The 12,471-nt window shown below is 45.3% G+C and carries 11 protein-coding genes; 8 read left to right on the forward strand and 3 right to left on the reverse strand.

What is annotated here, in order from left to right; all coding sequences use genetic code 11:
* The first annotated feature begins 264 nt into the window (after positions 1–264).
* From QUA40_RS07230 to QUA40_RS07240, 3 genes are all read left to right on the forward strand, one after another.
* Positions 265–705 carry an Rrf2 family transcriptional regulator gene (locus QUA40_RS07230; protein WP_333123343.1) on the forward strand — a complete coding sequence of 147 codons (441 nt, stop codon included), beginning with the start codon at positions 265–267 and terminating at the stop codon, positions 703–705.
* 54 nt (positions 706–759) lie between these two features.
* On the forward strand, positions 760–1,722 hold the full coding sequence (gene cysK, locus QUA40_RS07235) for a cysteine synthase A (RefSeq protein WP_333123345.1): 963 nt from the start codon (positions 760–762) through the stop codon (positions 1,720–1,722).
* A 440-nt stretch (positions 1,723–2,162) separates the two neighbouring features.
* On the forward strand, positions 2,163–2,843 hold the full coding sequence (locus tag QUA40_RS07240) for a J domain-containing protein (RefSeq protein ID WP_333123347.1): 681 nt from the start codon (positions 2,163–2,165) through the stop codon (positions 2,841–2,843).
* Positions 2,844–3,039: 196 nt separating this feature from the next.
* Here QUA40_RS07240 and QUA40_RS07245 read toward each other — a convergent pair whose 3' ends face one another.
* Positions 3,040–4,539, reverse strand: coding sequence for a cyclic nucleotide-binding domain-containing protein (locus tag QUA40_RS07245; RefSeq protein WP_333123350.1), 1,500 nt, complete (start codon positions 4,537–4,539; stop codon positions 3,040–3,042).
* A 325-nt stretch (positions 4,540–4,864) separates the two neighbouring features.
* Between QUA40_RS07245 and QUA40_RS07250 the strand changes: the two genes are divergently transcribed.
* A complete protein-coding gene (locus QUA40_RS07250) occupies positions 4,865–5,071 on the forward strand; it encodes a hypothetical protein (protein WP_333123353.1) in 207 nt (68 codons plus the stop codon).
* Between the two features lie 48 nt (positions 5,072–5,119).
* Positions 5,120–5,992 (forward strand): 6-carboxytetrahydropterin synthase, encoded by an 873-nt coding sequence (locus tag QUA40_RS07255; RefSeq protein ID WP_333123356.1) that lies wholly within the window; start codon positions 5,120–5,122, stop codon positions 5,990–5,992.
* Between the two features lie 177 nt (positions 5,993–6,169).
* Here QUA40_RS07255 and QUA40_RS07260 read toward each other — a convergent pair whose 3' ends face one another.
* Positions 6,170–7,360, reverse strand: coding sequence for a pentapeptide repeat-containing protein (locus QUA40_RS07260; RefSeq protein ID WP_333123358.1), 1,191 nt, complete (start codon positions 7,358–7,360; stop codon positions 6,170–6,172).
* Between the two features lie 162 nt (positions 7,361–7,522).
* Here QUA40_RS07260 and QUA40_RS07265 point away from each other — a divergent pair, with 162 nt between their 5' ends.
* The 3 genes from QUA40_RS07265 (at position 7,523) to QUA40_RS07275 (ending at position 10,876) form a co-directional block, all read left to right on the forward strand.
* Positions 7,523–7,807, forward strand: coding sequence for a TRADD-N-associated membrane domain-containing protein (locus QUA40_RS07265; protein WP_333123360.1), 285 nt, complete (start codon positions 7,523–7,525; stop codon positions 7,805–7,807).
* Positions 7,808–7,918: 111 nt separating this feature from the next.
* Positions 7,919–8,158 (forward strand): 6-pyruvoyl trahydropterin synthase family protein, encoded by a 240-nt coding sequence (locus tag QUA40_RS07270; protein WP_445301128.1) that lies wholly within the window; start codon positions 7,919–7,921, stop codon positions 8,156–8,158.
* A gap of 225 nt (positions 8,159–8,383) precedes the next feature.
* Positions 8,384–10,876, forward strand: coding sequence for a tetratricopeptide repeat protein (locus QUA40_RS07275; RefSeq protein ID WP_333123363.1), 2,493 nt, complete (start codon positions 8,384–8,386; stop codon positions 10,874–10,876).
* A gap of 88 nt (positions 10,877–10,964) precedes the next feature.
* On the opposite strand, the gene QUA40_RS07280 is transcribed toward QUA40_RS07275, so the two are convergent.
* The gene (locus QUA40_RS07280; protein ID WP_333123366.1) at positions 10,965–12,464 is read right to left on the reverse strand and encodes a response regulator; all 1,500 of its coding nucleotides are present in this window, start codon (positions 12,462–12,464) and stop codon (positions 10,965–10,967) included.
* Positions 12,465–12,471 lie beyond the last annotated feature (7 nt).

Raw genomic sequence — 12,471 nt, forward strand, 5'->3', positions numbered from 1 at the left:
ACAAATTATCAGTCATAGGCGCAGAAACCCGGTTTCTGGAGGTAGTGCCGTCGTGGAAGCGGAGGGAGTGGGAACTACCACCTGGGTTTCACAAAAGCGAGAGTGCCGATCGTCCTAACGCTTCTGTGATGAAAGTCGATTAAGTTCAGTGGAAAACCGGGGTATAATAGAAGGTAAAGTTAGGAGTTAGAATTGGCAACTCAACATTGAGGAGAATTTTAACATCTGACTTCGGAGTTGATAATTCGGATATTTTAAGCAAGTATGGTAGAACTCTCCTGTAAAAGCGAATACGCAATCTTAGCTTTGCTGGAGCTTGCCGATTGCTACGAAGAAGGCGAGCCTCTGCAAATTCGCCAGATAGCAGCTCAGCAAAATATTCCCGATCGATACTTAGAGCAGTTGCTGGCTACCATGAGACGCTGCGGGCTGATTCGTAGCCAGCGAGGAGCTAAGGGAGGTTATATCTTGGCGAGGGAACCGTGGAAAATTACACTCCTAGAAATTATCAACTGTCTCGAAGGCTCTGAGTTCGATCGAGCTGAAAAAGACTCGCCCGCTCAAACTGTAGAAAGTGCTGTGATTTGGGAAGTTTGGCAAGAAGCCCGATCGACGGCCAACTCGGTTTTGCAAAAATATACGCTACAGGATCTGTGCGAAAAGCGCAATGGTAGACGGCAGCTCGATATCATGTATTACATCTAGTTAATATTCCCAACTAGGAATTAACATTTACTTAATTACAAACTGACAAAGATTATGCGTATTGCTGGCGACATTACAGAATTGGTAGGACGGACGCCTCTGGTGCAACTCAACCGCATTCCCCAAGCCGAAGGCTGCTTGGCTCGGATTGTGGTAAAACTCGAAGGCATGAATCCGGCAGCATCGGTGAAAGACCGCATCGGTGTCAGTATGGTCAATCAAGCCGAGGCAGAAGGGCTGATTAGTCCAGGGAAAACGGTTTTAGTGGAACCGACTTCTGGCAATACCGGAATTGCTCTGGCAATGGTGGCGGCGGCTAAGGGCTACCAGTTGATTTTGACGATGCCGGATACGATGAGCACGGAACGCCGATCGATGCTGCGAGCTTACGGAGCCCAACTAGAACTGACTCCCGGAATTGAGGGCATGAGCGGCTGCATCCGCCGCGCTCAAGAGATTGTGGACAAAACTCCCAATGCGTATATGCTACAGCAGTTTCGGAATCCAGCGAACCCGCAGGTTCACCGTTCGACAACGGCTGAGGAAATTTGGGAAGATACAGACGGCGAGGTGGATTTCCTGATTTCGGGAGTCGGCACTGGCGGTACGATTACGGGTGTCGCAGAGGTGATTAAGTCCCGAAAACCCGAGTTTAAGGCGATCGCCGTTGAGCCGGCCAATAGTCAGATACTGTCGGGCGGAAAGCCAGGGCCTCACAAAATTCAAGGTATCGGTGCTGGTTTTGTGCCGCCGGTGCTGAATGTGGATTCGATCGACGAAATTATAGTTGTTACGGATGATGACGCGATCGCCTATGGCCGCCGCTTGGCCAGAGAAGAAGGACTTTTGTCCGGTATTTCCAGCGGTGCGGCACTATATGCGGCAGTGAAAGTCGGCAAGCGTCCCGAAAATGCAGGGAAATTGATTGTGATGATTCAGCCTAGCTTCGGCGAACGCTATCTCAGCACTCCCTTGTTCCAAGATCCAGAACTCAATCTGGCGATGGCCCTCAACTAGGTCAGCCTCCGACCCAAGTAGCAGAAACTGAGAGCAGGGCGTACAGTGTACGCCCTGCTTGGCTTTTGAGTTTAAAGAATTGCCATAGGTTGTAACTGCATCGATCGCGAATGATGCCGAATTTCTGAAGGGGCTTTTTTTTGAACGAACCGCTTTCGGCGCGTTAGCGAAGCGGCAGGTAAGTGCTCTTCTAAGGAACAGAAGAGAAGGAGCTAACAATTGGTGGGACAATCACTATATTAGTCCCCAATTTTGATCGGCTTGCCACTTCAAAAGCATCAAAGTTTTTCTAAAATAGATTTATGATAATTTTAAAACAGACTTTTTTTACTTACAATTTTTGACATTTATATCAGATAAATACCTAATAAATTAGCAAATAATGATATTTTTGTCAAGCACTTTTTCGCAGATTATCCAGATTTCAAGGAAATAACAGCGTGTCTTCCGTTACCAATCACTACAAAACCCTAAAGATTAGCCCAACTGCAACACAAGCGGAGATTAAACAAGCATACCGCCGTTTAGTCAAAATATTTCATCCAGACAGCCACAGCTCTAAAGCCGATCACGAAGAGATTGTCCGCCTCAATGCAGCCTATGAAATATTAGGAGACGCCCAGCACAGACAATCTTACGATCGCCTATTTTCCGAGCAAACCGAACAGCAATCACCAGTCGCAGCAAACGTCAGCCGCCAGCAAACACAAACAGCACGGGACGCTGACGAACAAATGGAACAGTGGCTGATTAAAGTATACAAACCCGTCAATAAAATGCTCAACAGCATCTTGAAGCCACTTAAAAAGGAAATAGACGAGTTGTCCGCAGATCCGTTTGATGACGAACTGATAGAAAAGTTTCAACTTTATATCGAAACCAGCCGCGAGTTTCTCAAAAAAGCTCATAACTTTTTTACATCGATGCCCAATCCATCTAATGTAGCCGGAGTTGCGGCCCATCTCTACTACTGTATCAATCAAGTCGGAGACGGCATAGAAGAATTGTATTTATTTACTCTCAATTATGACGATCGCCACTTGCACACCGGTCAAGAACTGTTTAGAATTGCCGCTAGACTGCGGCGGGAAGCACAGGAGGAATTAAAACTTAAAAGTTAGTTAATAAGTTATTTGTTATTTGTTACATTCCTGAACGCACAGAAACTATCTGTAGGGTGCTTATGGGCGCACCTTACCGCCACCGCGTCGGGAAGCACACGTAGAATTGAAAATTAAATAAAAAGCCGACTTTTCCCTCCTCCCTCTTCCTTCTTCCTGACATCCGTTACAGAATCCGTTGCCGAACTTCCTTCTTTCAAATTCCAAAAAGAACTTGAATTCGCTTGCGAATTTTAATAAAAGGAGTTTGTTCTAGAGAGTCGCCATCTAACAATCCCAAATCTCTCAAAGCTTGCTGGCGTTCCGACAATTTTTGAGCAATCTGATCTGCTAAATTCGGCTGTTCTATTAAAAGTTTTTGCAAGTCGTGGCGTTCCACCACAAACAAAATTGCATCTTCGCTAGTTTTAACAGTGGCCGTTCTCGGAGTTCCCAACAGCAAAGATATTTCCCCAAAAAACTCGCCCTCGTGAAGCGTAGCAATATACTGATCGGCTTTTTGAGAAAGAACTTCTACAGTACCCGAAAGAATAATATAAAAAGAATCACCAGGGTCATCTTCTTTACATACAACCTGTCCCCCTGGAAACAGTTGTCGGTAGCCGTATTCAATTAACTGTCGCAGTTCTAAATCCGTACACTGTTCAAAATAAGTTACTCGTCGCAACAAATCTCGCAGCGTCCAATTATTAGGCGATTTAGGTCCTGAATTTTTATGCTCAGAAACGGTGGAATTAGATTTGATTTCTGCTGAATGTTTGCCATTCTGCGGAAAAACTTTGCCGTTGGAATGATCATCTTTGTGATCGTGAAAAAGTTTAGTTATCTCGTGCGGATTTCGCAGCCACAAATCCCGCTGGGGAAAAGGAATTTCGATATTTCGGTGGCGAAATTCGTAATCTATTAAAAAATTCACTGCACTTTTAATAGCATCGCTTTCCTGTGGCTGGTCAATCCAAACTAAAAGTTCAAAATTTAAAGCGTTATCTCCAAAACCCTGAAACCATACTTTAGGAGAAGGATGGGACAAGACATTCGATTCCATCCGCGCCGCAATTAAGAGCGCTTCCGTAACTATTACTGGGTCAGATCCGTAAGCAACGCCGATGGGGATATGGAGGCGGCATCTGGGGTCTCTGTAACTCCAGTTAATAATGTTAGTTTCGACAAACTTAATATTTGGTATAATTACAAACAGTCCGTCAATGGTTTTAATAATTGTTGAGCGGATGGAAATAGTTTCTACTGTTCCTAATAAATGGTCAATCTCAATAAAGTCTCCTACTCTAATTTGGTGCTCAAATAGCAGGGTGAGACCGCTGATAAAGTTGCTGGCGAGATTTTGCAAGCCGAAGCCGAAACCAATGCCGACGACGCCAGCCAAGACGGCGAGAGAAGTGAGGTTGATTCCGGCACCTTGTATGACGAATATACAGCCAAGAGTGGCTAAGATATAGCTAATGATGGTGGAAATGGCTTCTCGACTGCCGCGATCCAATCCCATCCGAACTAGTAGGCTGCGCTTGATTCCTTCACTGATAATCTTAGCTATAATCAAGGCAAATATAGCTAAGATTATCAGTTTGACGATCGCACTGATGGACAGATGAGTTTCCCCGACATAAAATAGCGGGGTTGTCATCGCACCTGACAAATTTTCCCAAAGATGTTCGGCTCGTGTAGTAATCCAATTCATTAATATTTGCTAAATAGGTAATTGGTGATTGATAATGGGTGATATCAATTCCGGTGCAACCGGAATTATTGTTGACTGTTAACTGTCAGTCTAAAAACTGAATGATAGTTGAGTAGGGACTGTTGATTCGATTTTACGCCCCACGATGCTAGCGGAGTTGATATGATTAGTTTTGAGCGCAACTGAACCGCAAACTCTTAACTATTGCAGAGCTTAGGCGAAAAACTCGAACTGTGGAGTGCTCTGTGTTGCAAAAAAGGTCGATTCCCTACCCTTCCCGAAGGCTTCGCGAACGGGATATATCCGCACGCGCGTACTTTCTCAAATGCTCGTAACTGATGGGTTAGTAACTGATGGCGAAAAACTATTTTGTAGCGGTATTTTCTGCCGGATATCTGTATTGTGGCGTAAAATGGGCCCTGCGGCTCGATCGAGCGACGACGTGTTGCCAATATCGGAAAAATTGGTAGAAATTCATTTACAGCACCCTCAAATAATCGAAAAATTCCAGCAAAAATTAGTTTATCCTTAAGAAGCGAGTCCTTTACAGAACTTAACAAGCTTACCCTACTTGACTTTTATGCAGTGCATCATCAATCGTCGGGCACAGTTTTCGGCGAGTCACCGGTACTGGTTGCCGGAGTTAAGCGAAGCCGAGAACTTTGAGCGGTTTGGCCCAACTGCCCGCGCACCGGGACACGGACACAATTACGTCCTTTACGTTTCCATGATAGGAGAACTCGATGAGTACGGCATGGTGCTCAACCTGTCTGATGTCAAGCACGTCATCAAGCGGGAAGTTATCAAGGATCTGGATTTTTCCTTTCTCAACGAAGCGTGGCCGGAATTTGAGCAGACTCTGCCAACTACTGAAAACATAGCACGGCAAATTTGGCTGCGGCTAGCCCCTCATTTGCCTGTGAGCAAAATTCAATTGTTTGAACATCCCGAACTTTGGGCTGAATATTTAGGAAACGGAATGGAAGCTTATCTAACTTTGTGCACTCATTTTAGCGCGGCCCATCGGTTGGCTCGTCCCGATTTGAGCTTTGAAGAAAACTCCGAAATTTACGGCAAATGTGCTCGTCCCAACGGTCACGGTCACAACTATCATTTAGAGGTGACTGTTAAAGGGGAAATTGATGCGCGGACTGGCATGATTGCTGATTTGGGAGCTTTGCAAAAAGCCGTTGACGATTATGTTGTTGAACCTTTCGATCACACTTTTTTAAATAAGGATATTGCTTATTTTGAGAACGTTGTGCCGACTGCGGAGAATATTGCTGTTCGGATCGGGCAATTGTTACGATCGCCCGTTCGGGAATTGGGCGCAGAGTTGCACAAGATTAAGCTGATTGAAAGTCCCAATAATAGCTGTGAAATTTTCGGCGCTGATTTAGAGGAAGTGGCGGCGGAACGTCAGCAGCCGGAAGCGATTTTAGCTGGGGTTTAGAGCTGAATATCTGCTGGTAGATTCACCAGTCTTCTCTGTAGATCCGAGAGTCTGGCAGTCCGACAGTCCGACAGGGGTTTTCAACCCCTGTCTCATAGCTAAAATCCTCTGAAAGAAAACTACAATTAATAATATTTTCATTGAGAAGTTGGCTCATTTTTAGCTGATTATAGAGCATTATACTTTTGTGAGAACTTCAGAGCGATCGCCTGGAGAATCCTCAAAGATTGCGCCTTGTTTAATCAGGTCTTGCTTCATCGATTCAGAAATGCCTGAGTTCGAGCTGAATAGGGCTTTCTTAACCTTAGTCTCACTCAGGTTGGCACCACTCAGGTTGGCACCACTCAGGTTGGCACCACTCAGGTCGGCACCACTCAGGTTGGCACCACTCAGGTAGGCACCACTCAGGTTGGCACAAATCAGGTTGGCATCAGTCAGGTCGGCACGAATCAGGTCGGCACGAATCAGGTTGGCACGAATCAGGTCGGCACCACTCAGGTCGGCACGAATCAGGTCGGCACCACTCAGGTCGGCACCACTCAGGTTGGCACAAATCAGGTTGGCACGAATCAGGTTGGCACCACTCAGGTCGGCACCACTCAGGTCGGCACCACTCAGGTCGGCACCACTCAGGTCGGCATCACTTAAGTCAACCCCACTCAAGTTTCGATCTCTAATTCCCTCAGTAACAATCTCTCGTACTAGACACCACTTATTATTGATTTCGTTACTTTCGTTATCCTCTGAGCTTTCACTCAAAATTTGAACATCTGCAACAGGAAAACCGCTTACTTCCTTTAATTCTCCTGATTTGATGAGAGATACAAGCCGATCGATATCCTCTTGAGAACCCTCTACAGTTAATCGGATGCTGCCCTCTTTAATATCAATGATTTTTATAGTGTCTCCTGAAAATTCTCGTAAAATAAATTCAACCATACTTGAATCTCCAAAGGAATTTATATCACCTATCAATTTAATTTCCGCTTTAATTGTATTAGTTTTTTTATCTATTACAGTCACTTGACGGTAAAATGTTGGTGTTAGCAGTTTTTCTCCTCCTTCATTAATATCAGGGTTTGTGCAATCAGCTATTTTTAGTATTTGAGATGGTTTTTGTTCTGATATTCCCGCTATTTTCGTCCAATCTAATTTCAGTTCTTGACATATCTTTTTAAAGGAATCAGGCTGAATGGGCTGGCACTTAAAAAACTTGGTAACTGTAGTGGGTGCTAAAAGCTGAGATTTGGCAAAGTTAATTTTTGAATCAAATCCTAGCCTGATCAGAGCGTTTTCTGCTATCTTTACACCTTCTGAAGATGCGGAGATAGTCATCTTCTTCTTTTTTCTGATGCTTAGGTCAGTCATAATGTGGAGAGTCTTTTGACACGATCGCTGACAAAATCGAAACTAGAGCATAGGACAATCATAGAGCAATCACAAGATAGCGACAAGTAAATCATTGTGCAGTCAGGGTTTCAAGCTTTTTGCTTCACACTAGAAGTATAAAGTTTAGGCTCAACGAAACCCATGAATAACCAGCCAATCACCCACTCTGACTCCACAATAGAAATGATTATTGCCAAAGAACGATTGCGCCAAGCCCACCATAGTTTTAACTTGGCCTTTGTAACGACCGCAGCCTGTGTCCTCATCAGTTTTGCGGGAGTTGGGCTTGTACTTCTCGGCAAAGCCTCAGAGGGCACTATCACGGCAACTGGAGGTCTGGCATCGACTGCTTATTGTCTCAAGCTGTCCAAAGATGCCAATGACCGGCTTGATAAGGTTGCTTCTGAGCTCAACGACGATCGATAGCGGGTCGATCGCACATAATTTGAGCAATAGGACTGACGCAACAATCATCAGGATCGGGGCAACCACGGCGGGATTGCCCCTACAAAAGGCGCTTATTCAGAGAAAAATACCATCGATCGCACTTTTTTAAATAAGGAGATTTCCTCTTTTGAGAAGGTGGTGCCGACTGCGGAGAATATTGCAGTTCGGATCGGGCAATTATTGCGATCGCCCGTTCGGGAATTGGGCGCAGAGTTGCACAAGATTAAGCTGATTGAAAGTCCGAATAATAGCTGTGAAATTTACGGTGCTGATTTAGAGGAAGTGGCGGCCCAACGTCAGCAGCCGGAAGCGATTTTAGCTAAGGTTTAGAGTTAAAAATCGGTTCAGTTGGGGCGGGTTCAGCCGGATCTTTGGCTAATTGTGCAGATTGGTGAACCCCGCCCTACCAGCCTAATAATGATTCCGAGAGTTATTCAACCGGATTAGGCGCGAGAATATATTCTTTCACAAAAGTTCCACAGCCAGAATTATTGGCACTTTTCCTGAAAAGTCAGGCTGCGCGCGTATTTTGGAGATAGTAAGTCAGCATTCCTCATGTCAGCTATTCTAACTGCTGACACTATGAGGTCGATCGCCCGATCGCTGACAACCAAGCACCAATTTCTCCTAAATGAGTTGACGTTTATGCGCGTCTCAAATGTAGCTCTCTTGACTCTGGCTGCCCTCGCATCCCACAATTTAACTGCTAATACTAGCGCCAATCCTGCTGCACATCCTATTTCTCCTGAGACACCGCAGGCTAGCAACTTTGTTGATGCGGTAAATAATACTGAATCGCGTCGGGGTGAGTCAATTAGCGAGCCTGAGACGATCGCCTACGAAAAATTTTCCCCAAATAGTACCGTATCCCGTCGGGCTGAGTCAATTAGCGAGCCTGAGACGATCACCCACGAAAAAGTTTCCCCATATAGTACCGCATCCCGTCCGGCTGAGTCAATTAGCGAGCCTGAGACGATCGCTCACGAACAATTTTCCCCACGAATTGCTGTAAAATCGCCTACAGCTTTGCTGGTAGCAGCCGCTCAACCCGATTTATCTGCTACTGCAAAAACCAAGGCGAATACTCCTGCTCGATCCGGCGATGAACTAACAAAATCTTTACAAGAAACCTGGCTGGCTAAATTAATCGAAACCGGGGCTGAAAGCAATCCTCAAGTTCGCGAGATTTTCGCTTTTATCTCCCCGTCTAGTGGCAATTCTGAATCTGGATATGGTTTTAATAGTACCATAACTTTGCTCAATATTTTACTAATTCTGGGTACTGTATTTCCACCAGTGACAATTGCCTTTTTTTGGATGATGCGACGGCTGATCATCAAACACTTGGTTGCTGATGCCAATAAACGATTGCAGGGCATTGGCGTGTTGGAATCAGAACTCATAAATTCTAGCCAACTCACTCAAAAATTGAGGAATGAATTAGAAGCGCAAATGAGTGCAGCTAAACAATCCATTGATTTTTTAACTAGAGAAACTGAACTTTCCAAGTCATCCGTCGAGCACATTGACACTCTTAAATCTCAATTTATCCTGCACTTGCAAGTTTTGATGACAGAAGTTGACGAGAAAAAATCTCAAATTGTTCAAGAAATTTCCCAAGTTCCCGCAGTTGTTGCCAAAGAAGCTCTCAAACTCACACCTCAACCGCCCTTAAACAGTTCCCAAAATTCGCAAACAGCACCTACTAGCGACGAAAATTTGATTGCTGACGATCACCTGCAAGTTTTGCGGACAGAAGTTGACGATAAAAAATCTCAAATTGTTCAAGAAATTTCCCAAGTTCCCGCAGTTGTTGCCAAAGAATCTCTCAAAGTCACACCTCAACCGCCCTTAAACAGTTCCCAAAATTCGCAAACAGCACCTACTAGCGACGAAAATTTGATTGCTGATGATTATATCAAGCAAGCCGAAGGGCTTTATTTTCAAGGCAATTATGATGAGGCATTAGGCTGCTTGGAAAAAGCTATTTTAGCGAATAAAAATTTGGATGAGGCTTGGTATTGGCGCGGAAATGTATTAATAAGATTGCAGCGCCCGGAAGAAGCACTCGCCTGTTACGACAAAGCACTATCGATTAAACCAGATAACTACGAACTGTGGTATAATAAAGCGCATTTGCTGGGAAAAATGCACAGGTACGAAGAGGCGATCGCCTGTTACGAGCGAGCAACTTTGAGCGAATCTAGAAAATACGGTTGTTGGCACAGTATAGCGGCTTTGTTAGGTCAATTGCAGCATTACGAAGAAGCGATCGCCAGTTACGATCGCGCCCTCGCTATCAAAGCAACCGACAGCGAAATTTGGCACAACCGAGGTGCGATGCTGGCCAAAGTACAGCAGCACGCAGCAGCAGTCGATTCTTACGATCGTGCTCTTGAACTCAATCCCAAGAGATATGAAACTTGGTACAATCGAGGCAATATGCTGTGGAGACTGCTCCGCTACAGCGATGCTATTAATTCTTACGATCGGGCGATCGGCATCCGGCCCGATAAATACGAAGTTTGGTACAATAGAGCCGCTGTGCTCGGAAAAATGCAGCGATATCAAGAATCGATCGAATCCTACGACAAAGCAATAGCCCTTAAACCGCAGGATTTTGAAGTGTGGCACAACCGAGGCGCAGCTTTCGACAAACTGTCGCAGCACGAAGCAGCAATTGCCTCTTACGAATCAGCAATTACCCTTAATTCCGAGTGTTACCAAGCTTGGTTTGGTAAAGGCGAATCTTTGGCCAAATTGCAGCGCAATGAAGAAGCGATCGCAGCTTATGAGAAAGCGATTGCTATTAAGCCAGACTCCTACGATGCTTGGCGTCATGTGGGCATAGTCTTGTCTGAATTAAAGCGCTATGAGGAAGCAATGGCCGCTTACGATCGAGCTATTGCCATCAACCCGGAAAATGCGGAAGCTTGGCGCGATCGAGGCGCCATTATATCGGGATTAAAGCAGGATACAGAAGGATTTATTGCTGGGGAAAAAGATACTCAGAAACAGGCACAATCCGGTGAATCTTCGGACAGTTAGTTAGGTGTAACCTACACCGCTACGTACACACCCGAATTTTCTTGTTGGTAATTGTGCGCTGTGAGGGATGAATATACCCGACATTATATCAAGCTGACAGCGACAAGACAGGAGACTCCTGCCGAATCGGAATCTCAATAGTAAACTCTGTTCCCCCGCCTGGTGCAGAAATACACCCCAAGCTTCCCCGGTGTTTTTCCACTACAATTTGCCAGCTAATCGACAGCCCAATCCCTGTGCCCTTACCGGGGGGTTTTGTCGTAAAAAACGGGTTAAATACGTGGCGACGAACCTCTTCCGAGATCCCTGGCCCATTGTCCACAATTCGGACAGCTACGCAATTGCTGCTTGTTACTTCTGTGCTAATCCGAATCACGCTAGGATTCGCTTTAATTTCTTCTAGCGATCTCTGCCTGTTCCACTCGTCAATAGCATCGATCGCATTTGCCAGTACATTCATAAATACCTGATTCATTTCTCCCCCATAACACTCCACTTCGGGCAAGTTTGGGGAATAGTCCCGTACCACTTCAATCGAGGGGCGGTCTGACTTAAATTTCAGTCGGCTGTGTAAAATCATCAGCGTGCTGTCCATCCCTTCGTGAAGGTTGACCGATCTCATTTCATATCCTTCTTGCCGTGCGAAGTGGCGCAAAGATAAAACGATTTCGCGGATGCGATCGGCTCCTAAGTACATCGACTTGAACATTTTAGGCAAGTCGTCTTTGAGATAATCTAGCTCCTTTGCTGCCATTTCTTCTTGTATCTCTGGAGTCGGATTAGGATAGTGCTTTTCGTAGAGGTCAAGGATAGTGACTAAAGTTTTTGAATATTCCAGAGCATAGGAAAGATTTCCATAAATAAAATTAACTGGATTATTGATTTCATGGGCTACGCCAGCCACGAGCTGGCCTAACGCGGACATTTTTTCGCTCTGAATGAGCTGGCTTTGCACCTGCTTGAGTTCGTCCAAGGAATTTTCGAGCTGTAGGGCTTTGTGTCGCTCTCGCGCTTCCGATGCTTGCAAAGCCGCTTCTGCAAGCTGGCGTTCAGCAGCCTCCTGCTTGAGGCGTTCATTCGTTTGGGAAAGTTCAGCCGTGCGATCTTCTACTCGCGTCTCTAGCTCTTGTGCCAAAACTTGCAGCTCCGCTTGGACTCGCTCGCGCTCGACAATTTGCGCCTGAAGCTTTTTAGTCATATTTCGGAGATTCAGGTGCGTGACAGCCCGAGCTAAAACTTCTTCCTGTTGAAGGGGCTTAGTGATATAATCAACTCCACCCACATTAAAGCCTTTGACTTTGCTTTCTGTATCGTCCAGCGCGGTCATAAAAATGACTGGGATATCTTTAGTTGAGTCATTCGCTTTCAGGTTTTGGCAGGTTTTAAATCCGTCCATTTCAGGCATCAGAACATCCAACAAAATTAAATCGGGCTGAGAATATTGCACTTTTTTGAGAGCGCTAGACCCACTGCGAGCGACCCAAACAGTGAAGCCAGATGCGCTCAAAAAATCCAATACTGAACCCAGATTAGTGGGCGTATCATCCACAATTAAAATGGTTCCTCTGTCTAAAGATTCGCTAGTCATTTTTAGT

The organism is Microcoleus sp. Pol11C3 (assembly GCF_036701485.1).
Lineage (GTDB): Bacteria > Cyanobacteriota > Cyanobacteriia > Cyanobacteriales > Microcoleaceae > Microcoleus.

What these genes read in the sequence shown, in the direction of transcription:
- QUA40_RS07250 (WP_333123353.1), top strand. Translation starts at nt 4,865, where the DNA reads ATGCTCGTAACTGATGGGTTAGTAACTGATGGCGAAAAACTATTTTGT.
- cysK (WP_333123345.1), top strand. Translation starts at nt 760, where the DNA reads ATGCGTATTGCTGGCGACATTACAGAATTGGTAGGACGGACGCCTCTG.
- QUA40_RS07275 (WP_333123363.1), top strand. Translation starts at nt 8,384, where the DNA reads ATGTCAGCTATTCTAACTGCTGACACTATGAGGTCGATCGCCCGATCG.
- QUA40_RS07230 (WP_333123343.1), top strand. Translation starts at nt 265, where the DNA reads ATGGTAGAACTCTCCTGTAAAAGCGAATACGCAATCTTAGCTTTGCTG.
- QUA40_RS07245 (WP_333123350.1), bottom strand. Translation starts at nt 4,539, where the DNA reads ATGAATTGGATTACTACACGAGCCGAACATCTTTGGGAAAATTTGTCA.
- QUA40_RS07260 (WP_333123358.1), bottom strand. Translation starts at nt 7,360, where the DNA reads ATGACTGACCTAAGCATCAGAAAAAAGAAGAAGATGACTATCTCCGCA.
- QUA40_RS07265 (WP_333123360.1), top strand. Translation starts at nt 7,523, where the DNA reads ATGAATAACCAGCCAATCACCCACTCTGACTCCACAATAGAAATGATT.
- QUA40_RS07280 (WP_333123366.1), bottom strand. Translation starts at nt 12,464, where the DNA reads ATGACTAGCGAATCTTTAGACAGAGGAACCATTTTAATTGTGGATGAT.
- QUA40_RS07255 (WP_333123356.1), top strand. Translation starts at nt 5,120, where the DNA reads ATGCAGTGCATCATCAATCGTCGGGCACAGTTTTCGGCGAGTCACCGG.